Origin of the sequence: Kitasatospora albolonga (assembly GCF_039535905.1) — a bacterium.
In the GTDB taxonomy this organism is placed as follows: domain Bacteria; phylum Actinomycetota; class Actinomycetes; order Streptomycetales; family Streptomycetaceae; genus Kitasatospora; species Kitasatospora albolonga.
Map to the genome: position 1 here is coordinate 1 of NZ_BAAAYB010000091.1, position 25,285 is coordinate 25,285.

A 25,285-nucleotide genomic window follows, 5' to 3' on the forward strand; every position below is an offset into this window, starting at 1 on the left:
TGGTTCAACGTCGGCACCAAGCAGCCCCAGCAGGTCTCGGCCTGCTTCATCCTGGCCGTCGACGACTCCATGGAGTCGATCCTCGACTGGTACAAGGAAGAGGGCATGATCTTCAAGGGCGGCTCCGGCGCCGGCCTGAACCTCTCCCGCATCCGCTCCTCCAAGGAGCTGCTCTCCTCCGGCGGCAACGCCTCCGGCCCGGTCTCCTTCATGCGCGGCGCCGACGCCTCGGCCGGCACCATCAAGTCCGGTGGCGCCACCCGCCGGGCGGCCAAGATGGTCGTCCTGGACGTGGACCACCCGGACGTCGAGGCCTTCATCGAGACCAAGGTGAAGGAGGAGGAGAAGATCCGCGCGCTGCGCGACGCGGGCTTCGACATGGACCTGGGCGGCGACGACATCACGTCCGTCCAGTACCAGAACGCCAACAACTCCGTCCGGGTCTCCGACGAGTTCATGACCGCGGTCGAGAACGGCACCGAGTTCGGCCTGCGGGCCCGGATGACCGGCGAGGTCATCGAGACCGTCGACGCCAAGAAGCTCTTCCGCAAGATGGCCGAGGCGGCCTGGGCCTGCGCCGACCCGGGCATCCAGTACGACTCCACGATCAACCACTGGCACACCTGCCCGGAGTCGGGCCGGATCAACGCGTCCAACCCCTGCTCCGAGTACATGCACCTGGACAACTCCAGCTGCAACCTCGCCTCGCTCAACCTGATGAAGTTCCTGCGCGACGACGACTCCTTCGACGCCACCACCTTCGCCAAGGTGGTCGAGCTGGTCATCACCGCGATGGACATCTCCATCTGCTTCGCCGACTTCCCGACCGAGAAGATCGGCGAGACCACCCGCGCCTACCGCCAGCTGGGCATCGGCTACGCCAACCTCGGCGCCCTGCTGATGGCCACCGGCCACGCCTACGACTCCGAGGGCGGCCGCGCGCTGGCCGGATCCATCACCTCGCTGATGACCGGCACCGCCTACCGCCGCGGCGCCGAGCTGGCCGGCGTGGTCGGCCCGTACGACGGCTACGCCCGCAACGCGGCCCCGCACCAGCAGGTCATGCGGCAGCACGCCGAGGCCAACGCCGCCGCGCACTCCTACGACGACCTGGACGCCCCCGTCTGGGCCGCCGCCACCGAGACCTGGGCCGACGTGCTCCGCCTCGGCGCGCAGAACGGTTTCCGTAACGCGCAGGCCTCCGTGCTGGCCCCGACCGGCACCATCGGCCTGATGATGGACTGCGACACCACCGGCGTGGAGCCGGACCTGGCGCTGGTGAAGTTCAAGAAGCTGGTCGGCGGCGGCTCGATGCAGATCGTGAACAACACCGTGCCGCGCGCCCTCAAGCGCCTCGGCTACCAGCAGGAGCAGATCGAGGCGGTCGTCGCCCACATCGCCGAGCACGGCAACGTGGTGGACGCGCCCGGCCTGAAGCCGGCCGACTACGAGGTCTTCGACTGCGCGATGGGCGAGCGGGTCATCTCCGCGATGGGCCACGTGCGGATGATGGCGGCGATCCAGCCGTGGATCTCCGGCGCCATCTCCAAGACCGTCAACATGCCGTCCGTCGCGACCGTCGAAGAGGTCGAGGAGATCTACTTCGAGGCCTGGAAGCTGGGCGTCAAGGCGCTCGCCATCTACCGCGAAAACTCCAAGGTCGGCCAGCCGCTCTCGGCGAAGAAGTCCAAGGAGGAGGAGCAGACTGCGGCTGCCCCGGTCCCGGCCCCGGTGGTCGAGTACCGTCCGGTCCGCAAGCGCCTCCCGAAGGGCCGTCCCGGCATCACCACCTCCTTCACGGTGGGCGGCGCCGAGGGCTACATGACCGCCAACTCCTACCCGGACGACGGTCTGGGCGAGGTCTTCCTGAAGATGTCCAAGCAGGGCTCGACCCTCGCGGGCATGATGGACGCCTTCTCGATCGCGGTGTCGGTCGGCATGCAGTACGGGGTCCCGCTGGAGACCTACGTCGCGAAGTTCACCAACATGCGCTTCGAGCCGGCCGGTCTGACCGACGACCCGGACGTGCGGATGGCCCAGTCGATCGTCGACTACATCTTCCGCCGCCTGGCGCTGGACTTCCTGCCCTTCGAGACCCGCTCCGCGCTGGGCATCCACTCCGTCGAGGAGCGCACCCGGCACCTGGAGACCGGCTCCTACGAGCCGATCGACTCGGAGGACGTGGACGTCGAGGGCCTGGCCCAGTCCGTCCCGGCCCCCGCCCCGGTGGTCATCCAGGCGGCCCCGGTCGCCCCGGCCGCCGCCGCCCCGAAGCAGGCGCACAACTCCACCGAACTGATGGAGATCCAGCTCGGCCTCAACGCCGACGCGCCGCTCTGCTTCTCCTGCGGCACCAAGATGCGCCGGGCCGGCAGCTGCTACCTCTGCGAGGGCTGCGGCTCCACCAGCGGCTGCAGCTGACCCCGAGCCGGACCGTCGAGGCGGGCCCCGACCACCTGGTGGTCGGGGCCCGCCTCCGTCGTGCCGACCGGTGCTGGACAGGGCCGGTGGGCGGCGCGGAGAATCGCTGACATGGCGTCACTCGAGTTCCGCACCGCGCTGGTACGGCCGTCCGAAGCGGAGCGGGACCGTGCGCTGGAGGTGCTGCGCGAAGGGGTGGGCGTGGGGCGGCTCTCCCACGACACCTTCATCCGGCGGATGGAGCTGGTGCTCACCGCCCGGACCAAGGCCGAACTCGACGACGTGGTGGGCGACTTGGACGCCCATGATCCGGTCTCTCGGTTCCTGCTGCGCACCGTGGCACGGGCCTCGGCGCTGCGGGTCGGGCTGCGGCGGAGCTGGCGGGCGGAGGAGCTGCCCGGGCTGGGCCTGCCCGGGCCCGGGGTGACGGTGCTGCGGATCGGCCGGATCTCCGGCTCCGGGCTGCGGCTGGGCGACGCCACCGTGTCCCGGCACCACGCGGAGCTGCGGCTGGAGGGCTACGAGTGGGTGCTGCACGACCTCGGCTCCAGCAACGGGACCTTCGTGAACGAGCGCCGGGTGGCCGGCGCGGTGGTGGTCCGGGCCGGTGACCGGGTGCGGTTCGGGCGGCTGGCCTTCCGGCTCACCGCGCTCTGACGGCCGGGTCAGTGCTCCGCCGGGTGGCCGGCCCGGGCCCGGAGGATCTCGTTGATGTGGGTCTCGGTCCACCGGCGCAATGCGCTGATCGGTTCGGCCAGGCTCAGGCCGAGCGGGGTGAGCCGGTACTCCACGCGGGGCGGGACGGTGGGGTGGACGGTGCGGGTGACGAAGCCGTCGGTCTCCAGGGTGCGCAGGGTCTGGGTGAGCATCTTCTGCGAGACGCCCTCGATCCGGCGGCTGAGCTCGGTGTAGCGCATCGTCCCGCCGTCGAGCAGGGCGTCCACCACCAGGACCGTCCACTTGCCGGCGATGTGGTCGATGACCTGGCGGGTCGGGCACTTGGCGGAGTACGTGTCGGCGGGCAGGCCGGAGGTTTCCACGAAGGTGGTCATGCCCGGAGAGTAACGCACTTTCAGGTGCCTACTTCCCGTTGGAGAGTGGCTCCCGGAGAGTGGACGGCATGACGATCACTCAGCAGACGCTGTCCGTGGTCGAGGCCATCCGCACCCGCCGTACCGTCCGTCACTACCGGCCCGATCCGGTCTCCGAGCGAGATCTGGACGTGCTGCTGGAGCTGGCCGCCGAGGCGCCCAGCAGCTGGAACCTGCAGGACCGTTCGATCGTGGTGGTCAGCTCCGAGGAGGGCCGGGCGGCGCTGGCCGCCGCCACCGGGGGGCAGCCGCAGGCGCTGGAGGCGCCGGTGCTGCTGGTCTTCCTGGCCGAGCCGCAGGCCTGGCGGGAGGACCGGGCCGACGTGCGGCGCCGGGCGGTGGCGAGCGGAGCGGGGAACGAGGAGTTCGCGGCGGCCTTCGCGGAGGCGTCCACGGCGTTCCAACTGGACCTGGAGGAGCGGGGGTTGACCAGGGAGTACGCCGTCAAGGACGCGGTGATCGCGGCCTCCTTCCTGCTGCTGGCCGCGACCGAACTCGGCCTGGCCACCTCGCCGATGAACGGCTGGGGGGAGGAGGCGGTGAAGGCCGCGGTCGGGGTCGGCGGCCGGGAGGACATCGCGGTGGCGCTGCTGGTCGCGCTCGGGCACCCGGCGGAGAACCGGCCGCATCCGGGGCGGCGGAGCCTGGCCCGGGTGGTCTCCCGGGAGCGGTACCCGGCGGGCCGGTGAGGTGCCCGGCGGGCCGCTGAGCTGGGCCTGCCCGCATTACCTCGGACGTAATCGACCCCCGCCCGGCCGCGCGGCAGAGTTGGTGTCAGCCGCCCGGGGATCTCCCGGGAGGGGCTCCAAGGAGATCGTGTCCCGAGAGGGTGGGTTCGGCATGGCTGTGAACTCGGTTGCCGGTGTGGTCCGTTCGGTCGGTGCTCCGCAGCGTTGGCTGCGGCAGGTGTTGGGGCTGGACGCGGTGGTGACGGGTGGGAACGGGCTGGCGTACGTGGCGTTCGCCGGTCCGTTGGGGGAGTTGCTGGGGGTCTCGGAGGGGGTGCTCCGGGAGATCGGGGTGTTCCTGCTCGGGTACGCGGCGTTGGTCGCGGTGCTGGCCGGGCAGCGGCGGCCCGCGCCGCTGGGCGTGAAGGCGGTGATCGACGCGAACCTGGTCTGGCCGGTGCTGAGCGTGGTGGCGATGGAGCTCTGGCTGGAGCCGACCACCGCCGGAATGGTGTGGATCCCGGTGCAGGCGGCCACGGTGGCCGGCTTCGCGGTGCTGCAGTGGAGGGCGCTGCGGGCTACCTCGGCATGAGGGAGTGCAGGTGGGCGGCGGTCTCCGGGTCGGCCGGGAGGAAGGTCTCCATGGCCAGCTCGGAGACCGTCACGTCGGTGGGGGTGTTGAAGGTGGCGATGGTGGAGAGGAAGGACAGCACCCGGCCGCCGTGCTCGATCCGCAGCGGCAGGGCGAAGGGGAAGACCTCGTGGGCGTCCTGCGGCTCGTCGACGGTGTCGGGCAGCGGGTAGGCGCGGACCTCCTCGAAGAGGGCGCGCACCGTCTCGGAGCGGACCAGGGCGATCTGACGCTCCATCTGCTCCAGCAGGTGGGCGCGCCACTGGCGCAGGTTGCGGATGCGCGGGGCGATGCCGCGCGGGTGCAGGGTGAGCCGCATGGCGTTCAGCGGTTCGGTGAGCAGCTCCGGGTCGACCCCGTCGAGCAGCAGCCCGATGCCGCGGTTGGCGGCCAGCACCCGGTAGCCGCCGTCCACGATCAGTGCGGGGTAGGGCTCGTGGGCGGCCAGCAGGCGCTCCATGCCCTCGCGGAGGGCGTCCAGGGCGGGGTCGTCCAGCGGGGTCTCCGTGTAGTGCGGGGCGTAACCGGCGGCCAGCAGCAGGGAGTTGCGCTCGCGGACCGGGACGTCCAGGTGCTCGGCGAGCCGGAGCAGCAGCTCCTGGCCGGGCCGGGAGCGGCCGGTCTCGATGAAGCTGATGTGCCGGGCGGAGGAGTCGGCGCCCAGGGCGAGTTGGAGCTGGCTCAGGCCGCGCCGCTCGCGCCAGCCGCGCAGCAGGGCCCCCGCCCCGGTGGCCGTTCCCGTGTCGGTGGTCGCGGTACCAGTCATGCCGGGCAACCTACCCGATGAACTCCCTGATCAGCCGGGCCGTCTCGACGGGGCGTTCCAGGTGGAGCAGGTGGCCGGCCGCCACGTCGGCGGTGTGCGGGAGGGTGGCGAGCTCGCGGTCGATCCCGGCGACCAGGGCGGTGGTCAACTCGGCCAGCCGGGGCGGCAGGTGGTCGACGGCGGGTGGCACCGCGCCGCGGACGAAGAGGGCCGGGCAGGTCAGCGCGCGGGCCTCGGCGAACATGTCCCAGCCGTCCAGGGGAGCCATCAGGGCGGGGAGCTCGGCGGGGGCGGGGCGGGCGCCGCCGTCGGCGGTCCGGGCCCGCAGGGCGGTGGCCTCCTCGGCGCCGGGGTCGGTGCCGAGCAGGGCGGCGCGGGCCCGGGCGCGGGCCGCGCACTCCTCGGCGGTGAGGGGTTCGGCGGGCAGGGCGGCGAAGAGGGCGAGCTGCTCGGCCCGGCGCTCGGTCACCTCGGCGGTGGTGAGGCCGGGGTAGAGGGACGGCACGCCGGGGCCGAAGCCGTCCAGGTCGACGATGCCCCGGACGGCGCCGGGGCGGGTGGCCGCGTAGCGGACGGCGAGCATGCCGCCGAGCGAGTGGCCGACCAGCCAGGGGGTGTGCAGGCCGAGGGCGGCGATCACGGCGTCCAGGTCAGCGAGCAGGGCGGGCCAGCCGTGGTCGCCGTCGCCGTCGGAGCGGCCGTGGCCGCGCAGGTCGGGGGCGGCCAGGCGCAGGCCCGGGAGGTGCGGGCGCAGCGGCTCCCAGTCGAGGGCGGTGCGGGTGGCGCCGTGCAGGAGGAGGACGTCGGGGCCGGTGCCGCCGTGGTCGAGGACGGCGAGGCGGCCGGCCGGGCCGTCGACATGGATCTCGGCGGTGGCGGTCGTGGTGAAGGTGGTGGCGGTCAAAGAGTGCCTCTCGTTAAGGCGACGGGCGTCGCGTTAACCTGAGCCTGCCAGTTCGGCCGAGAGCTGGCAAGCCTTAATGCGACTGGAGTCGACTTTGTCCGACGAGCCTGAGCCGAAGCCCGCCGAGAAGCGCCCCGGCGGCCGGAGCGCCCGCGTCCTGGCCGATGTGGTCGCCGCGACCCTGGCAGAGGTGACCGAGAAGCCCTACGACCAGCTGACGGCCGAGGCGGTCGCCATCCGCGCCGGCGTCCACAAGGCGACCCTCTATCGCCGGTGGGGCGGGGTGGACGGGCTGGTCGCCCAGGCGTTGGAGAGTTCCGCCGAGCGGGAGTGGCCCGTCCCCGACGCCGGCTCGGTGGGGCGCGACCTGCGGCTGCTCGCCGGTGAGGTCCAGCGGGTGTTCGCCGATCCGGAGGCCGGGGCCACGCCCAGGGCGCTGATCGCCGCCGCCCTCCGCTCGGAGCGTGGCGCCGCCGCGCTGCACGCCTTCTTCGCCGCCCGCCACCGCCAGGCGGCCGCGCTGGTCTCGCGGGCCGTGGTCCGGGGCGAACTCCCGGACGGCACCGACCCGGTGGCGGTGGTCCGGGCGGCCACCGCGCCGCTCTACCACTGCCTGTTCCTGACCGGCGAGCCGCTGGACGGGCGGGACGCCGACCGGGCGGCCGAGGCCGCACTGGTGGCCGCGCGGGCGGGTGTCTTTGTCAACCAGGGTTGACAGACGCCGGAGTGTCAACCAAAGTTGACGTCATGAGCGACACCAAGCAGCTCGCGGCAGCCGCGGGCAGTCGTGACCCGGCGGTCGGCCTGCGCGCGGTGCGGGCCCTGCGGGACCTGGCGGACCGGCTGGAGGACCTCCAGGTCGGGAACGCGCGGAGCCAGGGCTGGTCCTGGCAGGAGATCGCGGTCTGTCTCGGCGTCAGCCGGCAGGCCGTCCACAAGAAGCACGCCAAGCGGGACGGAGGCTGAGGGATGTTCGAACGGTTCACGGTGGCGGCCCGTCAGGTGGTGGTGCGGGCCCGGGCCGAGGCGGAGGAGCTGGGTCACGCGTACACCGGCACCGAGCACCTGCTGCTCGGGATGCTGGCCGATCCGTCCGACCCGGCGGCCGCGCTGCTGGTGGAGCTGGGGCTGGACCACGCCACGGCGCGGGCCGAGGTGGTCCGGCTGGTCGGCGGCCCGGACGGGGACGCCGAGGCGCTGGCCTCGATCGGGGTGGACCTGGACGCCGTCCGGGCCGCCGTGGAGGCCGAGTTCGGCGCGGGGGCGCTGGACGGCGGGCAGGCGGAGCCGAAGCGGCGCGGCTGGCTGCGCAGCGCGGTGGTCGACCGCAGCCCGTTCACCCCGCGGGCCAAGAAGGTGCTGGAGCTGTCGCTGCGGGAGGCGCTGCGGTTGAAGGACCGGGAGATCGCGGTGCGTCACCTGCTGCTCGGCCTGCTCCGCGAGGGCGGCGGCCTCGGGGCCCGGGTGATCACCGACCGGGTGATCACCGACCGGGGGATCGACCTGACGCTGCTGCGCCGGGAGTTGGAGTCCCGTACGGCTTGATTCCACGGGTCGTTCGGACACCGTCCGCCGAACGTGACGGACGGTGTCCGAAAGACGGACGGTGCGTCAGATGCCGTCTTGAGTACAAGTGGTGAATGGATATGATCTGCTGACCGCGTGTACTGATCAACCACCCGGAGCGTGACGGGTGCGGTGCGCTGGTCGACCGCCCAGCAGCAGCCGTCCGCCCCCGAGGATCAGTCTGATGAGAGCTCAGCCCCGCCGTGCCACCGGCGGTCGCAGCGGCACGGCCAGGTGGGCCGCGGTCGGCCTGCTGACCGGTGCCGCCGCAGGCGCCGCCGCGATCGCGTCCGCCCCCTCCGGCCACCGGGCCGCCGTGTCCGCCACGGTGGCCGGGGCCCTGCTGCTCTGGTTCGCGCTGCTCGTGCTGAGCTGCCGTCAGCTCGACCGGCGGCAGCGCGCCGAGGCCGACCTGGACGCCACCCGGTACGAGCTCACCGAGGCGACCAGCCGGGCCGCGGCCCTGCACGCCGAGCTCGGCGCCACCCACGCCGCGGCCGCCCAGCTGCGCGCCGCGCTGGCCACCGCCCAGGCCGAGGCCGACGCCCTGCGCGGCGACCTGCACGCCGCCAACGAGGCGCTGCACGAGAGCCGGGCCGAGGCCCACGAGCTGCACGGGCTGGCCCGGATGGCGCACGAGGAGCGCACCGCGCTCGACCGGCTGACCGGTGAGGTGCTGCCCGGGGTGCTCCGCCGGCTGCGCTCCGGCAGCTCGGTGGAGACGGTGCTGGCCGGCCACGCCGGGATCCCGCACGCCGCGCTGCTGCGCACCGTGGCCACCGAGGTGGGCCGCGGCGAGCGGCAGCGGGCCGCCGCGCTGGCGGTCTGCGCGACCGCCGCCGGACGGGTCCAGGCGCTGGCCACCAGCATGCACGCGGAGCTGCGCGAGATGCAGCACCGGCACGGCGAGGACGTGCTCGGCGACCTGCTGACGCTCGATCACTCCACCGCCCAGGCCGGGCGGATGGCCGACTCGATCGCGGTGCTCACCGGAGCGAGGACCGGCCGCCGGTGGACCAGGCCGATCGGGGTGGAGTCGATCCTGCGCGGCGCGCTCGGCCGGATCGGCGGGTACCAGCGGGTCCGGCTGCACTCGGCCAGCACGGCGGCGGTGGCCGGCTTCGCGGCCGAGGGCGTGATGCACGCGCTGGCCGAGATCCTGGACAACGCGGCCAACTTCTCCGCCCCGCCCGCCGAGGTGCACGTCTACGTGGAGGAGGTGCACTCCGGCCTGGTGATCACCGTCGAGGACGGCGGCCTCGGCCTCGGCGAGAGCTGGCTGCGCCGGGCCGAACAGGCCGTCTCCGCCGAGCCGCTGGACCTCGCCGCGCTCTCCTCCGGCACCCGGCTGGGCCTCGCGGTGGTCGGCGTGCTGGCCCGCAAGCACGGGCTCCAGGTCTCCTTCCGGCCGTCCGCCCGGGGCGGCACCGGCGTGGTGGTGCTGATCCCCGAGCAGCTGATCACCCACCCGGCGCCCGAGCGCTCCCAGCCGCCCGTCCAGGTCGTCCCGGCCGTCGAGCCGACTCCCGTGCACGAGCGCCCGGCGGCCCAGCCGGTGGTCACCGCGACCACCGAGCACGGCCTGCCGCAGCGCCGCCGGGGCCAGACCCTGAGCACGGCCCGGGCCGCCACCGGCTCGCCGACGTCCGAGGCCGGGCCCACGCCCGCCTCCGCGCCCGCCGTGGTGCCCGCGCCGCGCGCCGACGCGGCGGTGGCGGCCTCCCGGTTCGGCGCCTTCCGCCGGGCCCTGCAGGCCGCCGAGGCGGCCGACCCCGAGACCGCCCCTGAGACCGCCCCCGGTCCGGCCGCCACACCGGCCCGGGAGACGGAGGCCGCCACCACAGCGGCCACCTCCGACGACGCCTCCCCGAAGGACGACCCCCGATGAGCAGCAGCACCGACCGCGACCTCGACTGGCTGTTGGAGAACCTGCTGGCCTCCACCCCCGGCGCCCGGCACGCCCTGGTGCTCTCTGCCGACGGCCTCAAGCTCTGCCACAGCGCGGGCCTGACGGTCGATCAGGCCGACCAGCTGGCGGCGATAGCCTCCGGCATGCAGAGCCTGGCGCACGGCGCCTCGATCGAGTTCGGCGACCGCACCGGAGGGGTGCGGCAGTCGATGACCGAGTTCCACGGCGGCATCCTGTGCATCGTCGCGGCGGGCGAGGGCGCCCACCTGGCGGTGGTCACCGAGGAGAGCGCCGACGTCGGCGTGGTCGGCCACAACATGCACGGCCTGGTCGAGCAGATCGGCACCTACCTGACCTCCCCGGCCCGCGCGACCTCCTCGGCATGAGCGCCGCGAGGGCCGTCCCCGGGCCGGACGACTCGCCGGACCGGCTCTACACCGTGACCGGGGGCCGCAGCCGTCCGTCCCAGGACGCCTTCGACCTGGTGACGCTGATCGTCGCGGAGCAGGACCCGGTGCCGGGCATGCAGTCCGAGCTGGCCCGGATCCTGGAGCTGGCCGCCTCGCCGACCGCGGTGGTCGAGCTGGCGGCCGAACTCGCCCTGCCGGTCAGCGTGGTGAAGATCCTGCTCGGCGACCTGCTGGAGGGCGGCCGGATCACCGCCCGCCACCCCCGGTTCGCGCCCAGCAAGGCGCGGCTGCCCGACCTCGACACGTTGAAGCAGGTGCTGAATGGACTCCAACGGCTCTGACCGGGCCCTGCTGCGCGGTCGGGCGGTCGCCCCGCTGCGCTCCACCGCCGCCAGCGGGCTGAAGATCGTGGTGGTCGGTGGCTTCGGCGTCGGCAAGACCACCCTGGTCGGTTCGGTGAGCGAGATCCGTCCGCTGAACACCGAGGAGACCATGACCCGGGCCGGCGAGGGCGTGGACGACCTCACGCTGGTCGGCTCCAAGCGCTCCACCACGGTGGCCTTCGACTTCGGCCGGATCACCCTGGACGAGCGCAACGTGCTCTACCTGTTCGGCGCGCCCGGCCAGGAGCGGTTCTGGTTCCTCTGGGACCGGCTGTTCAGCGGCGCGCTCGGCGCGGTGGTGCTGGTCGACACCCGCCGCCTGGAGGAGTCCTGGTACGCGATCGACCGGCTGGAGCAGCACGGCACCCCGTTCATCGTGGCCCGCAACAACTTCGGCCCGCCCGGCCACGGCCTGGCCGAGGTCCGGGCCGCCCTCGACCTGCCCGAGCACGTCCCGCTGGTGGACTGCGACGCCCGCGACCGGGAGTCCGGCAAGCAGGTGCTGATCGGACTGGTCCGCCACATCCAGCAGTTGGCCGAGCAGGCGCACGCGCGGCAGCCGGCCCCCAGAGCGTACGAGGAGACCCCGTGACCGAGCCCGCGCCGACCCCGCCACCGGGCTGCCCGGCCCACACCGAAGCCGCCCCGCTGTACGGCCCGCGGTTCCAGACCGACCCGCGCGGGGTCTACCAGGAGCTGCGCGAGAAGCACGGCCCGGTGGCCCCGGTCGAGCTGGCCGGCGGGGTGCCGGCCTGGCTGGTGATCGGCTACCGCGAGCTCCAGTTGATGACCAGTCAGCCCAAGGTCTACGGCCGGGACTCCAGCCGGTGGAACCAGTGGCCGCACATCCCGGCGGACTGGCCGCTGAAGCCGATGATGGCGCCCGTCCCCTCGATCCTGTACGCGGAGGGCGCCGAGCACCAGCGCCGCAAGGCCGCGATCACCGACGCGCTGGCGGCGGTGGACCAGTACGAGCTCAAGCAGTACTGCGAGGAGGTCGCGGACCGGCTGATCGACGGCTTCGCCGGGAAGGGCGAGGCCGAGCTGGTCGCCGACTACGCGCACCGGCTGCCGCTGCTGGTGCTCTGCCGGCTGTTCGGGCTGGACGAGGACGAGGCCCCGGTGCTGATCGCCGGGCTGGTCGCGATGCTGGACGGCGGGGCCGAGGCCCAGGCGGGTGCGCAGCGGCTGCTCGACGTGATGCTCAAGCTGGTGCTGCGCAAGCGCGAGCAGCCGGGCCCGGACATCACCTCCCGGCTGGTCGCCCACGAGGCCGGGCTGACCGACGAGGAGGTCATGCGCGACATGCGGGTGATCCTGATCGCCGGTCACCAGCCCTCCGCCTACTGGATCTCCAACGCGCTGCGGCTGATGCTCACCGACGAGCGCTTCGCCGCCTCGCTCTCCGGCGGCCGGCGGTCGATCGGCCAGGCGCTCTCCGAGGCGCTCTGGGAGGACACCCCGACGCAGATCTTCGCCGGGCGCTGGGCCACCCGGGACACCCAGCTCGGCGGCCAGCGGATCACCGCCGGGGACATGCTGCTGCTCGGCATCGCCGGGGCCAACACCGACCCCTCGGTGCGGCAGGCCGACGGCGCCGCGGCCGAGGGCAACCGCGCCTACCTGAGCTACTCCTACGGGCCGCACAGCTGCCCCTTCCCCGCCCAGGAGACCGCCGAGGTGATCGCCACCACGGCGATCGAGGTGCTGCTCGACCGGCTGCCCGACCTGCGGCTGGCGGTCACCGAGTCGGCGCTGGTCTGGCGTCCGTCCGCCTGGGTCCGCGCGCTGGTCGCGCTGCCGGTGGCCTTCACCCCGGGCTACGCGGGCTGAGCCCGCGTCAGATCCCGCTCCGCCCCGCTCCCTCCACCCGTCCCCGTCGTCCCCCGTTCCCCGAACCACCGGAGGAAGCATGACCACCGCCCCGACCGCCGCGACCACCCCCGTCCTCCCGGTCCCGATGGACCCGCTGGCCACCGACAACGCCGCCGAGGGCGCGCTGCTGCGCGCCGCCGGCCCGGTGGTGCCGGTCGAGCTGATGGGCGGGGTGCGCGGCTGGGCCGTCACCTCGCACGAGGCCGCCCGGGCCCTGCTGACCGACGACCGGCTGGTGAAGAACGCGCAGCACTGGGCCGCGTACCAGCGCGGCGAGGTGCCGAAGACCTGGCCGCTGATCGGGCTGGCGGTGCCGGGGCCGAGCATGGTCACCACGGACGGGGCCGAGCACCGGCGGCTGCGCTCGATCGTGGCGCAGGCCTTCACCCCGCGCCGGGTGGAGGCGATGCGGCCGGGCATCGAGCGGATGACCGCCGAACTGCTGGACCGGGTCGCGGAGCTCGGGCCCGAGGTGGACCTGAAGACGGTCTTCGCCTTCCCGCTGCCGATGACGGTGATCGGCACCCTGCTGGGCGTCCCGGTCGAGGACCACGTCCGGATCCGGGAGCTGTACGAGCGCTTCTTCAGCAGCGTGAAGGACCCGGCCGAGGTGCCCGCGATCATCGCCGCGCTGAACGCCTTCGTGAACGACCTGGTGGCGAAGCGGCGTTCGGCCCCGGGGGACGACCTGACGACCGCCCTGCTGGCCGCCGACGTGGAGGGCGGGGCGCTCACCGACGCGGAGGCGGCCGCCACCCTCCGGGTGATCATCGCGGCCGGGCACGAGACCACCGTCAACCTGATCACCAACGCCGTCCGGGCCCTGCTCACCCACCCGGACCAGCTGGAGCTGGTCCGCAAGGGTGAGGTCGAGTGGGCCGCGGTGGTCGAGGAGTCGCTGCGCTGGACCCCGCCCACCTCCAACTTCCTGTTCCGCTTCACCACCGAGGAGGTGGTGTACGGGGACGTGGTGATACCGGCCGGCGAGGCGGTGCTGGTCTCGTACAACGCGATCGGGCGGGACCCGGCGCAGCACGGCGTCACCGCCGAGGTCTTCGACGTGACCCGGGAGCCGTCCCGGATCCTCTCCTTCGGCCACGGCCCGCACGTCTGCCCCGGGGCGTCGCTGGCGCGCCTGGAGGCGGGCATCGCGCTGCCCGCGCTCTTCGCGCGCTTCCCCGGGCTCCGGCTGGCGGTGGACGACGCGGAGCTGCGGCCGAGCCCGTCGATGGTGGTCAACTCCCTGCGGGGGCTGCCGGTCGTGCTCTGACCGGGCGTCGGTCCTGACCCGGCCGGGTGACACGGCCGGGTCACGACTGCGGCACCGGCCGATGAAGGTCGAACGCACACCTTGGCGCGGGATGACGGTTGGGTTAACGTCTTCGAGCCAGCCCGACCCCCGGGCGCACGGATTCCGGTACAGCGCAGTGTTGTTCGTCCCACCGCTGGCATGTCATGCCCTGGCTAGGAGGACTTCGTTGACCACCACCCTGACCGCGACCGGAGGCCGCCGATGACGCTCCGCCCCCGGCAGTTGGCCGTTCCGGCCGCCCTGCTGCTCGCGCTCACGGCCGCCTGCTCCAACTCCTCCTCCTCGGGCGGCGGTGGTGGCGGATCGGCCGCCCCGCTGACCGGTGACTGCGCCAAGTACCAGGCCTACGCCGGTCACTCGGGCACCAAGGTCACCATGTACGCCTCGATCCTCAGCCCGGAGTCGGACTCGCTGGAGAAGTCCTGGGCCGAGTTCAGTTCTTGTACGGGCATCAAGATCGCCTACGAGGGCTCCAGCGACTTCGAGTCCCAGCTCCAGGTGCGCGTGACCGGCGGCAACGCCCCGGACTTCGCGATCATCCCGCAGCCCGGGCTGCTGGCGCAGATGGTGAAGACCGGAAAGGTCGTGAAGCCACCGGCCGAGACCGAGGCCAACCAGGCCAAGTGGAGCCCGGTCTGGAAGACCTACGGCTCGGTCAACGGCACCTTCTACGCGGCCCCGATGAGCGCCAACATGAAGTCGCTGGTCTGGTACTCGCCCAAGTACTTCAAGCAGGCCGGCTACGAAGTGCCGAAGAGCTGGGCCGAGTTGACGGCGCTGAGCGACAAGATCGCGGCGGCCGGCAACGGCGCCAAGCCCTGGTGCGGCGGCATCGGCTCCGGCACCGCGACCGGCTGGCCGGCCACCGACTGGCTGGAGGAGGTCGTGCTCGGCACCCACGGCGGCGAGGTCTACGACCAGTGGGTCGGCCACCAGGTGAAGTTCAGCGACCCGAAGATCACCGCCGCGATGCAGACGGTGGCCGGCTGGATGCAGAACCCGGCCTGGGTCAACGGCGGCATCGGCGACGTGAAGTCGATCGCCACCACCACCTTCCAGGACGCCGGGGCGCCGATCCTCACCAACAAGTGCGCCATGCTCCAGCAGGCGTCCTTCTACGCCGCCCAGTGGCCCAAGGGCACCGCGGTCGGCCCGGACGGCGACGTCTTCGCCTTCCGCTTCCCGGCGGTGAACCCGGCGGTGGCGAGCCCGGTCGAGGGCGGCGGCGAGTTCCTGGCCGCCTTCAGCAACCGCCCGGAGGTGCAGGCGGTGCAGAACTACCTCTCCACCAGCGAGTGGGCCAGCAGCCGGGTCAAGGTCTCCAAGGGCTGGGTCTCCGCCAACCAGGGCGTGGACAAGAGCCTCTACACCGACCCGATCGACCAGCTCTCGGCCGCCGCGCTGACCGACCCCGCGGCGACCTTCCGGTTCGACGCCTCCGACCTGATGCCCGCCGCCGTCGGCGCGGGCGCCGAGTGGAAGGCGCTCACCGCCTGGTTCGCCGAGGGACAGGCCATCCCGAAGGTGGCGGCGGACATCGACGCGGCCTGGCCGCAGTAGGACCGTCGCCACGGGCGGCGCGGGTCCACCCGCCCGCGCCGCCCTCACCCTCCGCGCGCTCCCGCCGTCCGGCTCCGATCGCCGCCGGTCTCGCCGCCCGCCCATCCGCCCGCTCATCCGCCCGCCCGACACTCTCCCAGTCCGCTCCGACCAAGGACCGCCGAGGGAAGGACTCCTGAATGACCGTCGGCCTGGCCGCCTCCGCGTGGACCGACGCCGGGATCAAGTTCGGCAACAGCCTGGGCGCCGTGGCCGGCTTCCTGGGCATCCTGCTGGTGGTCTTCTTCGCCGCCGGCCGGGCGAGCGGCCGCTTCGGCAGACCGCTGGCGATCGCGGTGATGCTCGGCCCGGCCGTGCTGCTGCTGGTGGTCGGCCTGGTCGCCCCGCTGGTCCGCACGCTCTTCCTGAGCCTCTACAGCTCGGACAGCTCGCGGTTCACCGGCTTCGACAACTACGCCTGGGCGTTCACCACCGAGTCCATCCACAGCGTGCTGCTGAACACCGCGCTCTGGCTGCTGGTCGCCCCGCTGACCGCCACCGGGCTCGGCCTGGTGCTGGCCCTGCTGGTGGAGCGGATGCGCTGGCAGGCGGTCTACAAGTCGCTGATCTTCCTGCCGATGGCGGTCTCGCTGGTCGGCGCGGGCATCATCTGGAAGTTCGTCTACGAGTCCCGCGGGGCCGGCCAGCCGCAGATCGGCCTGCTCAGCCAGCTCGCCGTCTCGCTCGGCTGGGAGGACCCGCCGAACTGGATCCTCAGCCAGCCGCTGAACAACTTCCTGCTGATGGCGGTCATGGTCTGGGTGCAGACCGGCTTCGCCATGGTGGTGCTGTCGGCCGCCATCAAGGCCATCCCGGACGAGGTCACCGAGGCGGCCCGGCTGGACGGCGCGCAGGGCTTCCGGCTGTTCAAGGACATCACCGTGCCGATGATCCGCACCACCCTGGTGGTGGTGCTCACCACCGTGATGATCACCACGCTGAAGGCCTTCGACATCGTCCGCACCATGACCGGCGGCAACTTCGGCACCCAGGTGCTGGCCAACGAGATGTACTCGCAGTCCTTCGTCCAGTTCGACGTCGGCCGCGGCTCGACCCTGGCGGTCATCCTCTTCCTGGCCGTGCTGCCGCTGGTGGCCTACAACATCGTCCAGCTGCGCAAGGAGCGTGAGACCAGGTGAAGTCCGTGCGCAAGGCCTTCGGCGGGCCGCTCGGCTCGGTCTTCGTGATCGCCGTGACGGTGCTCTGGACCATCCCCACCCTCGGCCTGCTGGTCACCTCGCTGCGTCCCAAGCAGCAGGTGGCGACCACGGGGTGGTGGGAGGTGTTCTCCGATCCGTCGATCGGCTTCGGGAACTACCACGCGGTGCTGTTCGAGGGCGGCTTCGGCAACAGCAACGGCCTGATGCCCTTCCTGGTGAACTCGCTGGCGATCGCCGTCCCGGCCACCGTCTTCCCGCTGGTACTGGCCTCGATGGCGGCCTACGCGCTGGCCTGGGTGCGGTTCCGGGGGAGCGACACGGTCTTCTTCGTGATCTTCGCGCTGCAGGTGGTGCCGCTGCAGATGGCGCTGATCCCGCTGCTCCAACTCTTCTCCGGCGGCGCCCACCTGGGCTCGGTGACCATCATCCCGGCGGTGAACCTGAGCGACACCTACGTCCCGGTCTGGCTGGCGCACACCATGTTCGCCCTGCCGCTGGCCACCTTCCTGCTGCACAACTTCGTCTCCCAGCTGCCCAGGGACCTGATGGAGGCGGCGATCGTGGACGGCGCCTCGCACTTCAAGATCTTCCGCTCCATCGTGCTGCCGCTCTGCACCCCCGCGCTGGCCTCCTTCGCCATCTTCGAGTTCCTCTGGGTCTGGAACGACCTGCTGGTCGCGCTGACCTTCTCCGGCGGCCTCGCCGAGGTGGCCCCGATGACGGTGCGGCTGGCCCAGCTGTCGGGAAGTTTCGGCGGCCGCTGGGAGCTGCTGACGGCCGGCGCCTTCCTGTCGCTCATCGTTCCGCTGCTCGTCTTCTTCGCGCTGCAACGGTACTTCGTGCGAGGCCTGTTGGCCGGTTCTGTCAAGGGATGACCGGCTGACGAACTGTCATGGCGCAGGAATGTGTGGATTCTGCGGACATGCGCCCGCTCCACCAGGTACACAGGGTGGCGGCATTTCGCCGTTGACAGACCTGGGGGCAGTGCGTGCGGTACAGAGAACGACTTTCGGGCCTACTGGTGGCCCTGCTCGCGGCGGCCAGCCTGGCCACCCCGACCAACGCGTCCGCCCTGGACGCGACGGCGAAGCTCGGCAACACCACGACGGGCACCGCCACCGACTCCGGCGACTCCAACCACCTGAACGCCTCCCGTTACGTGATCGGCAGCAAGGGCGGACAGGTCAGCAGCATCTCGGTGTACGTCGGCGCGGTCGACGCGGCGCCGAACAACCAGTACCAGGTGGCCGTCTACGGTGACGCCGGCGGCAAGCCGGGCACCCTGCTGGCCAACAGCGCGGCGGGCACGCTGACCGCCAACTCCTGGAACTCGCTGCCGGTTTCGGCCAACCTGAGCCCGAACACCGCGTACTGGCTGGCCTACAACAGCAACGGCTCCAGCCAGGCCGTGAACAACCTGCGCTACTCCACCGGCGGCAAGGGCGCGTACAGCAACTCCTCGTCCCCGTACGGGAGCTGGCCGTCCAGCTTCGGGCCGTCCACCAACACCGGCCTGGACTTCTCCATCAACGCGACCTACACGCCCGGCAACCCGCCGGCCTGGACCCCGGGCGCCGGGCCGGGCGCGAGCGGTCCGGTGCTGCTGGTCACCACCGCGGCCAACCCGTACTCCAAGTACCTCGCGGAGATCCTGAAGGCCGAGGGGCTGAACAGCTTCAAGACCGTGGACCTCTCGCAGGTGAACAGCCTGATGCTGACCCAGCAGAGCCTGGTGCTGCTCGGCGAGACCGCCCTGACGGACGCCCAGGTCTCGATGTTCACCTCCTGGACCAACACGGGTGGCCGGCTGATCGCGATGCGGCCGGACAAGAAGCTGGCCCCGCTGCTGGGCCTGACCGCCACCCCGGACACGCTGGCCGACACCTACCTGAAGATCGACACCTCGGCCGCCCCCGGCGCCGGGCTGACCGCCGACACCATGGGCTTCCACGGCACCGCCGACCGGTACGCCCTGAACGGCGCCACCGCCGTCGCCACGCTCTACAGCGACGTCTCCAGCGCCACCGCCAACCCGGCGGTCTCGCTCCGGGCGGCCGGCAGCGGCCAGGCGGCCGCGTTCACCTTCGACCTGGCCCGCTCGGTGGTGCAGACCCGGCAGGGCAACGTCGCCTGGGCCGGCCAGCAGCGCGACGGCGTGGACGGCTACGAGGCCAGCGAGATGTTCTTCGGCCAGACCGGCCAGGCGAACTGGAACAACCTCGACAAGGCGCTGATCCCGATCGCCGACGAGCAGCAGCGCCTGCTCGCCAACCTGGTGACCCGGATGAACCTCTCCAAGGCCCCGCTGCCGCGGTTCTGGTACTTCCCCCGGGACGTCAAGGCGGTCGTGGTGATGACCGGTGACGACCACGGCGTGGGCGGCACCTCCGGCCGCTGGGACAGCTTCATCTCGCAGAGCCCGGCCGGCTGCAAGGTGGCCGACTGGGAGTGCGTGCGCGCCTCCTCGTACCTCTACAGCGGCGGCCCGCTGACGGCGGCGCAGGCGCAGGCCTACTCCGACGAGGGCTTCGAGATCGGCTCGCACATCACCACCGACTGCCGCCCGTGGGGCACCACGGCCAACCTGCAGTCGATGTACACCACCCAGCTGAACGCCTGGAAGGCCAAGTACCCGGCGCTGCCGACGCCTTCGAGCAGCCGCACGCACTGCGTGGAGTGGGACGACTGGGCCACCCAGGCCAAGACCAAGCTTGCCAACGGCATCCGGATGGACCACGACTACTACTACTACCCGGCCTCCTTCGTGAACGACCGGCCGGGCTACTTCAACGGCACCGGGCTGCCGATGAAGTTCGCCGACACCGACGGCAGCCTCATCGACGTCTACCAGGCCACCACCCAGCTCACCGACGAGTCCGGCCAGTCCGAGCCGGGCACCGTCAACACCCTGCTGAACGCGGCCTACGGCGCGCAGGGCTACTACGCCGCGCTGACCGCCAACATCCACACCGACTTCGCCCCCTCGCAGACCGCCGACCAGATCGTGGCGGCGGCCAAGGCCAAGGGCGCGCCGGTGGTCTCCAGCCGCCAGCTGCTCAACTGGCTGGACGGGCGCAACGGTTCGGCCTTCGGCGGGATCAGCTGGAACGGCACCACGCTGTCCTTCTCGATCACCGGCGGGGTCAACGGCCTGCGGTCCATGCTGCCCGTGCAGGCCGCCAGCGGCACGCTGGTCGGGATCAAGCAGGGCGGGGTGTCGGTGCCCTACCGGGTGGAGACGGTCAAGGGCGTCAACTACGCCTTCTTCGACGGCAACGTCGGCTCCTACACCGCCACCTACGGCCAGGACACCACCAAGCCGACCGTCACCGGCACCACCCCGGCCAACGGCGCCGTCAACGTGCCGGGGCAGAACGCGCTGCGCTTCGCCTTCAGCGAGCCGCTGGACGGCTCCTCGGTGGGCCAGTCCGATGTCACGGTGGTCCCGACCGCCGGTGGTGCGGCGGTGAGCGGCACGGTGTCGTACGACTCCACGACCAGCGGGGTGGTCTTCACCCCCTCCGCGCCGCTGGAGGTGACGACCGGTTACACCGCCACCGTGCAGGGGGTGAAGGACGTGGCCGGGAACGCGCTGGCCGCGCCGTACACCATCTCCTTCACCACGGCCGCGCCGCCGCCGCTGACCATCGGCAACGCCGGCATCGGCGTCCAGACCGACGACAACGACGCCAACCACCTGAACGGCAGCCGGATCGTCACGGGCTCCTCGCCGGTGACCCTCAAGCAGCTCAGCGTGCACGTCGGGTCGATCAGCGCCGCACCCAACAACCAGTACCAGATGGCGGTCTACAGCGACGCCGGCGGCGTGCCGGGTGACCTGGTGGTCAGCACCGGCACCGGGACGCTGACGGCGGACTCGTGGAACTCGCTGCCGGTGGACGTCACGCTGACGGCGGGGACGGCGTACTGGCTGGTCTACAACACCAACGGCACCGGGCCGGCGCTGAACAACATGCACTACAGCGCGGGCAGCTTCGGCGACGGGGCGTACCAGGGCGCGGCGGTGCCGTTCGGCACCTGGCCCGGCAGCTTCGGGCCGGCCAACCGGACCTCGCTGTCGTACTCGCTGTACGGGACGTACTGAGGCGCGGGCTTGATGCTTCGTCACAGCTCCGTGACAGAAGCCGACAGGGTTTTGAACCTGTTCAGATAGGTGGATAGTCTCCAAGGGTCTCGGGCACGGCGCAGCATCCCTGAGTGGTGCTGCGCCGTGCCCGTCGAACTCTGAGGGAGCGTCATGTCCACACCTTCCAGCCCCGGTTCGCCGGTTCCACCGAAGGATTCCGAGTCGACCTCCGCGCCGGTTCCTCCGAAGGCTCCGGAGTCGGCCTCCGCGCCGGTTCCTCCGAAGGCTCCGGAGTCGGCCTCTGCGCCGGTTCCTCCGAAGGCTTCCGCGACGGCGTCCGGGGCGGTTCCCGGGGCGGCGTCCGGGGCGGTTCCGCCGAGGGCCTCCGGGCCGGTTCCTCCGCAGGGGCAGCGGCCTCCGGCCGGGAACGTCTGGGCACCGCCGAAGCCCGCTCCGAAGCCGCTGTGGGACACCGGCACCGCGCCCGAGCGGCTGGCCCCGCCCGGTGGGCGGGTGCTGCTCGGAGTCCTGCTGAGCGGGGTGGTCGCGGCCACCGTGCTCAGCGACGGCGCGGGCGTGAACCTGCTGCTGGTCGCGCTGGCCGCCGCCGTGGCGGCCGGGTCGGCCGCACTGGCGCGCGGGCGGCGGGCCAGGCCGTGGACGCTGGTCTGGGGCCTCTCGGCCTTCGCGCTGCTGCTGGTGCCGGTGCTGAGCGACGCGGGCTGGCCCAGCTTCCTGGCCGTCACGGCCGCGATCGGCACGGCCACCCTGGCCCTGCACGGCGGGACCCGGTGGGCGTCCGTGCTGCTCGGCCCGATCTGGCTGCTGCCGCACTTCTTCACCGCCCTGCCGTGGGCGGCCCGCGGCCTGAAGGGCCGCTCGGTCCCCGCTTCGGCCCGGACCAAGGCGCTGCCGCTGGCCGGGTCGGTGGTGGTGACGGGTCTGCTGGTGCTGGTCTTCGGTGCGCTGTTCGCCAGCGCCGACGCGGCGGTGGGTGAGCTGGTCGACGACCTGGTGCCCACCTTCGACCTGGGCGAACTCCCGTTGCGCGTCATCCTGTTCGGTGTCGGCGCGGCGATCGCCCTGGCCGCCGCCCACCTGGCCGCCGCACCGCGCCGCTTCGACCGGCTCCCGGTCGGGCCCGGCCGCGAGCGCGGCCGGACCGAGTGGGCCCTGCCGATGGTCGCGCTCAACCTGCTCTTCGGCGGCTTCGTCGCCATCCAGGCGGTGGTCTTCTTCGGCGGCTACGAGGCCGTGACGAGCAAGCCCGGGCTCGTTCCGGCCGAGTACGCCCGGCAGGGGTTCTGGCAGCTGCTCTGGGTCACCGTGCTGGCCCTCGCCGTGGTGGCGCTGGCGCAGCGTTGGGCGCCCCGGCAGAACGCCTCCGACCGGCTGCTGGCCAAGGGTCTGGTCGGCCTGCTCTGCGTGCTCACCCTGGTCGTGGTCGCCTCCGCGTACTACCGGATGCAGCGCTACGTCGACGTCTTCGGGCTGACCCGGCTGCGGGTGACGGTCACGGCGGCGGAGCTCTGGCTCGGGGTGGTCTTCCTGCTGGTGCTGGCCGCGGTCCTGGCCGGGGCCTCGGTCGCGCGGCTGCTGCCCCGGGCCGTGGCGTTCAGCGTGGTCGCCGGGGTGGCCGTCTTCGGCCTGGTGCGGCCGGACGCGCTGATCGCCGAGCAGAACGTCGCCCGCTTCGAGCGACTCGGCACCATCGACCTCGCCTACCTCAGCAGCCTCTCCGCCGACGCCGTCCCGGCGCTCGACCGGCTGCCAGCGGACCGGCGGACCTGCGCCCTCCAGGCCATCGCCGAGTCGCTCGGAGGCCAGGACACCCCCTGGTACGCGTCCAGCCTCTCGGAGGGCCGGGCCAAGGAGGTGCTGCGGGAGCGGCCGGTGGACATGCTGGTGCGGTGCGGCAGCAGCCGCTACCCGGACGGTGAGCAACTGCCGTAGCGGGTGGCGGGGTTGGGCTCTGGGGCTGGGGCTGGGGCTGGGGGTCTGGGTCTGGGCCGGGGCGAGGTGAGGCCGGGGCGTCGGGTTCGGCCGTGGTGCCGAGTCGGGCAGACCGCCGTGGGCGTGCCGGGGGGCACGTCCGCGGCGGTCTGCCAGGTGCCGTCGTGTCGGTCGTCGCGCCGGTGGTCGCGCCGGTGGTCGGACGTCCGGTGCCGTCTCCGTGACCGTCCCGGGGGCGGTCGGGAGTGTCCTAGGCTGGACGGTGCACGGGGCTGGTCTCCGTCGAGCCGCCCCGAAACCGAAGGACCCGCCATGCCGTACGACCCGCCCAGCCACTCGGTCGAACGCTCGCTGCGACGGGCGGGCGCCCAGGTGGTGGTCGGGCTGGACGAGGTCGGCCGGGGCGCCTGGGCCGGGCCGGTCACCGTCGGCGCGGCGGTCACCGGGCTGCGCAAGCCGCCCGCCGGGCTCACCGACTCCAAGCTGCTCACCGAGAAGCGCCGGGCCGAACTCGCCCCCGTGCTCGCCGAGTGGGTCACCGCCTACGCGCTCGGCCACGCCTCGCCCGAGGAGTGCGACGAGCTCGGCATGACCGCCGCCCTGCGGTTGGCGGCGGTGCGCGCGCTGGAGGCCCTGCCGGTCACGCCGGACGCGGTGATCCTCGACGGCAAGCACGACTACCTCGGCGGCCCGTGGCGGGTCCGCACCGTGATCAAGGGCGACCAGTCCTGCATCTGCGTCTCCGCCGCCTCGGTCCTCGCCAAGGTGGAGCGGGACATGATGATGGCCGAGCTCGGCGTGGAGTACCCCGAGTTCGCGTTCGCCGAGAACGCGGGCTACCCCTCACCGGTGCACCGCGCCGCGCTGGAGGAGCACGGACCGACCCGTCACCACCGGCTCTCCTGGGCCTACATGGACGCACTGCCCCGGTGGAGCCACCTCAAGCGGGTGCGCGAGCCGGAGCCCCAGGACGAGCAGCTGACGCTGGGCTTCTGACACGGTGTCGGGCGGATGACCACTCGATCCCAACTGGTGGGGTGCCCGTGCGCGTTCGGGCGCCATTTGATAGACATCGGGTCATGCCTGTTTCCCCCGAGGATCCGGAAAACCACGTGCGCGTGGGGCCGGAGATCCACGAGAGTGTCCCGGGCCCCGGTGTCCCCCTCCCGCGAGAGTCTTCCCCCCGTATGCCTGATGCCCAGTCCGCTGGTGTCCCTTCTGCCGCCTCCATCCGACCCGTTCCGCTGCCTGGGCCGCGTCCGGCTCCCAAGCCCGGGCCCCGACCCGGCCCGCCGCCGGCCACCGCGTCCCGAAAGCCGGGCGTCGCGGTGCAGTTGGTGCCCGCCACCGCGCACGACGCGCTCGATCGGGCCGACGAGACCGTGGACGGGCTGCTCGAGTCGGGCCGCGGGCCGGAGACCGTCCTGGTCCTGACGGTGGGTGACCCGCACCCCTGGCAGCAGCACGAACTCACCTTCGGCGAGGAGCGCTACTGGGCGCAGCTCACCGAAGGCGGCGACGTCTTCTACGCCGACGCCGCGGCGACCCGGGCGGTCGGCCGTCCGGTGGTGGTCCTGGTGGCCAACTCGGCCGACGGGGAGCGGCTGACCGCGGCCGCCCGCAGCGCGCAGGCGCTGGCCGGCGAGCTGCTGGTGGTCTGCGGCGAGGCCGCCGTGGTCGGCCCGCTGTTCCCGGGGGCGAAGAGCCCGGTCGGCGTCTGAGCCGTCCGTTTCCGTTCGGTCGACGGCGGTGGTCCCGTGGTACCGGGGCCACCGCCGTTCGCCGTTCGCTGTCCGCGCCCCCGTGGTCGACCGGACGCGCCGGCTGTCGGGCCGGGTGGCCGGTTCGGGGCCGGCGTCAGCCGGTCGCGGTGCGGCGCAGCGGGCTGACCGGGGCGACCTGGCTTGGGTGGCTGCGGGTGGAGCGGGGCGCGAGCTCGGTGACGGTGTGCACCGGGCCGTCGGTCCAGGAAGCCGAGTTGGGGGTCCGGCCGTTGCGGCCGTCCCCGAGCGACTGCCAGCCGGTCGGCGTCAGCGCGATGTACGAGCCGCAGCGCAGCCCGTGCAGCGCGGCCGCGTCGCGCAGGGCCCACATCCACGCCCCGTCCTGCTCCGTCCAGCCCGGTGAACCCTCGCGGCAGCGCAGCAGGACCGCCGTCCGGTTCGGCCGGGACAGGCGGAGGTCGTGCGGGGTGACCATCCGGAGGTGGGCGAGGATCTCGTTCCGGTACTGCCAGCCGTCCTGGACGGGCAGGCGGGAGGGGAACGAGGCGGAGGCGGTGACCTGGTGCAGGGGATCCAGCACCGCGACCACCGTGGTGCCCGGCTGCGGGAGGTGACGCTGGTGCAGCTCGGAGACGAACTCGCGGGGGTCGCGGAGCAGCGGGACGTCGGCCTCCGCCCAGCCTTCGAGGTCGAGCATGCGTCTCCGGGAGAACCGGGGTCGGTCGCTGCCGCTGATCACGATCCTCCTTCCCGGCCCGTCGCCCGCGTGTCGCGGGGCAGGCGGGTATCTGCGTACGCCGAAGGCCGGGTCCACCGGACCGGGCTC

At 72.7% G+C, this 25,285-nt stretch carries 24 protein-coding genes; 20 read left to right on the forward strand and 4 right to left on the reverse strand.

Translation table 11 applies throughout. The features are described from left to right. On the forward strand, window positions 1-2,421 hold a 2,421-nt coding region (locus ABD946_RS22740), incomplete at its 5' end, for a vitamin B12-dependent ribonucleotide reductase (protein ID WP_345286428.1). 111 nt (window positions 2,422-2,532) lie between these two features. Then, complete coding sequence (locus ABD946_RS22745; RefSeq protein WP_345286430.1) at window positions 2,533-3,078, forward strand: FHA domain-containing protein; 546 nt, start codon at window positions 2,533-2,535, stop codon at window positions 3,076-3,078. An 8-nt stretch (window positions 3,079-3,086) separates the two neighbouring features. On the opposite strand, the gene ABD946_RS22750 is transcribed toward ABD946_RS22745, so the two are convergent. Then, window positions 3,087-3,473: a winged helix-turn-helix transcriptional regulator gene (locus tag ABD946_RS22750; protein WP_345286432.1), complete on the reverse strand. Its 387-nt coding sequence runs from the start codon at window positions 3,471-3,473 to the stop codon at window positions 3,087-3,089. A gap of 68 nt (window positions 3,474-3,541) precedes the next feature. On the opposite strand from ABD946_RS22750, the gene ABD946_RS22755 reads away from it, so the two are divergent. Both ABD946_RS22755 and ABD946_RS22760 read left to right on the forward strand, forming a co-directional pair. Continuing rightward, window positions 3,542-4,201: a nitroreductase family protein gene (locus tag ABD946_RS22755; RefSeq protein ID WP_345286434.1), complete on the forward strand. Its 660-nt coding sequence runs from the start codon at window positions 3,542-3,544 to the stop codon at window positions 4,199-4,201. A 151-nt stretch (window positions 4,202-4,352) separates the two neighbouring features. Further along, window positions 4,353-4,772 carry a hypothetical protein gene (locus tag ABD946_RS22760; protein ID WP_345286436.1) on the forward strand — a complete coding sequence of 140 codons (420 nt, stop codon included), beginning with the start codon at window positions 4,353-4,355 and terminating at the stop codon, window positions 4,770-4,772. Here the strand turns inward: ABD946_RS22760 and ABD946_RS22765 are convergent. Next, complete coding sequence (locus ABD946_RS22765) at window positions 4,759-5,577, reverse strand: helix-turn-helix domain-containing protein (RefSeq protein ID WP_345286438.1); 819 nt, start codon at window positions 5,575-5,577, stop codon at window positions 4,759-4,761. The two genes, ABD946_RS22760 and ABD946_RS22765, sit on opposite strands and share 14 nt — an antisense overlap. A 10-nt stretch (window positions 5,578-5,587) precedes the next feature. Next, entirely contained in the window at window positions 5,588-6,481 is an 894-nt protein-coding gene (locus ABD946_RS22770; RefSeq protein ID WP_345286440.1) for an alpha/beta fold hydrolase, read from the reverse strand. 94 nt (window positions 6,482-6,575) lie between these two features. Here ABD946_RS22770 and ABD946_RS22775 point away from each other — a divergent pair, with 94 nt between their 5' ends. The 16 genes from ABD946_RS22775 to ABD946_RS22850 all read left to right on the forward strand — a co-directional run bounded on the left by ABD946_RS22775 (window position 6,576) and on the right by ABD946_RS22850 (window position 24,456). Continuing rightward, window positions 6,576-7,196: a TetR/AcrR family transcriptional regulator gene (locus ABD946_RS22775; protein ID WP_345286442.1), complete on the forward strand. Its 621-nt coding sequence runs from the start codon at window positions 6,576-6,578 to the stop codon at window positions 7,194-7,196. A 32-nt stretch (window positions 7,197-7,228) separates the two neighbouring features. Further along, window positions 7,229-7,447, forward strand: coding sequence for an RNA polymerase subunit sigma-70 (locus tag ABD946_RS22780; protein WP_345286444.1), 219 nt, complete (start codon window positions 7,229-7,231; stop codon window positions 7,445-7,447). 3 nt (window positions 7,448-7,450) lie between these two features. Continuing rightward, a complete protein-coding gene (locus ABD946_RS22785) occupies window positions 7,451-8,026 on the forward strand; it encodes a Clp protease N-terminal domain-containing protein (protein WP_345286446.1) in 576 nt (191 codons plus the stop codon). Between the two features lie 205 nt (window positions 8,027-8,231). Further along, window positions 8,232-9,935: a sensor histidine kinase gene (locus ABD946_RS22790; RefSeq protein ID WP_345286448.1), complete on the forward strand. Its 1,704-nt coding sequence runs from the start codon at window positions 8,232-8,234 to the stop codon at window positions 9,933-9,935. Continuing rightward, on the forward strand, window positions 9,932-10,342 hold the full coding sequence (locus tag ABD946_RS22795; protein ID WP_345286451.1) for a roadblock/LC7 domain-containing protein: 411 nt from the start codon (window positions 9,932-9,934) through the stop codon (window positions 10,340-10,342). The genes ABD946_RS22790 and ABD946_RS22795 overlap by 4 nt, the downstream gene beginning before the upstream one ends. Further along, window positions 10,339-10,707, forward strand: coding sequence for a DUF742 domain-containing protein (locus ABD946_RS22800; protein ID WP_345286453.1), 369 nt, complete (start codon window positions 10,339-10,341; stop codon window positions 10,705-10,707). Before ABD946_RS22795 ends, ABD946_RS22800 begins: the two co-directional genes overlap by 4 nt. Then, complete coding sequence (locus ABD946_RS22805) at window positions 10,688-11,341, forward strand: GTP-binding protein (protein WP_345286455.1); 654 nt, start codon at window positions 10,688-10,690, stop codon at window positions 11,339-11,341. The genes ABD946_RS22800 and ABD946_RS22805 overlap by 20 nt, the downstream gene beginning before the upstream one ends. Beyond that, window positions 11,338-12,582 (forward strand): cytochrome P450, encoded by a 1,245-nt coding sequence (locus ABD946_RS22810; RefSeq protein ID WP_345286457.1) that lies wholly within the window; start codon window positions 11,338-11,340, stop codon window positions 12,580-12,582. The genes ABD946_RS22805 and ABD946_RS22810 overlap by 4 nt, the downstream gene beginning before the upstream one ends. A gap of 79 nt (window positions 12,583-12,661) precedes the next feature. Beyond that, the gene (locus tag ABD946_RS22815; RefSeq protein WP_345286459.1) at window positions 12,662-13,894 is read left to right on the forward strand and encodes a cytochrome P450 family protein; all 1,233 of its coding nucleotides are present in this window, start codon (window positions 12,662-12,664) and stop codon (window positions 13,892-13,894) included. Window positions 13,895-14,137: 243 nt separating this feature from the next. After that, a complete protein-coding gene (locus tag ABD946_RS22820; RefSeq protein ID WP_345286461.1) occupies window positions 14,138-15,496 on the forward strand; it encodes an ABC transporter substrate-binding protein in 1,359 nt (452 codons plus the stop codon). 179 nt (window positions 15,497-15,675) lie between these two features. Beyond that, window positions 15,676-16,674, forward strand: coding sequence for a carbohydrate ABC transporter permease (locus tag ABD946_RS22825; RefSeq protein WP_345286464.1), 999 nt, complete (start codon window positions 15,676-15,678; stop codon window positions 16,672-16,674). Beyond that, a complete protein-coding gene (locus tag ABD946_RS22830) occupies window positions 16,671-17,570 on the forward strand; it encodes a carbohydrate ABC transporter permease (RefSeq protein ID WP_345286466.1) in 900 nt (299 codons plus the stop codon). Before ABD946_RS22825 ends, ABD946_RS22830 begins: the two co-directional genes overlap by 4 nt. A gap of 146 nt (window positions 17,571-17,716) precedes the next feature. Beyond that, window positions 17,717-20,800: an Ig-like domain-containing protein gene (locus ABD946_RS22835; RefSeq protein ID WP_345286468.1), complete on the forward strand. Its 3,084-nt coding sequence runs from the start codon at window positions 17,717-17,719 to the stop codon at window positions 20,798-20,800. A gap of 495 nt (window positions 20,801-21,295) precedes the next feature. Further along, window positions 21,296-22,735 (forward strand): DUF4153 domain-containing protein, encoded by a 1,440-nt coding sequence (locus ABD946_RS22840; RefSeq protein WP_345286470.1) that lies wholly within the window; start codon window positions 21,296-21,298, stop codon window positions 22,733-22,735. Window positions 22,736-23,047: 312 nt separating this feature from the next. Continuing rightward, on the forward strand, window positions 23,048-23,731 hold the full coding sequence (locus tag ABD946_RS22845; protein ID WP_345286472.1) for a ribonuclease HII: 684 nt from the start codon (window positions 23,048-23,050) through the stop codon (window positions 23,729-23,731). Window positions 23,732-24,072: 341 nt separating this feature from the next. Then, entirely contained in the window at window positions 24,073-24,456 is a 384-nt protein-coding gene (locus tag ABD946_RS22850; protein WP_345286474.1) for a hypothetical protein, read from the forward strand. Window positions 24,457-24,592: 136 nt separating this feature from the next. Here the strand turns inward: ABD946_RS22850 and ABD946_RS22855 are convergent, their stop codons facing one another. Next, window positions 24,593-25,156, reverse strand: a complete 564-nt coding sequence (locus ABD946_RS22855; protein ID WP_345286476.1) for a hypothetical protein — start codon at window positions 25,154-25,156, stop codon at window positions 24,593-24,595. Window positions 25,157-25,285: the final 129 nt, after the last annotated feature.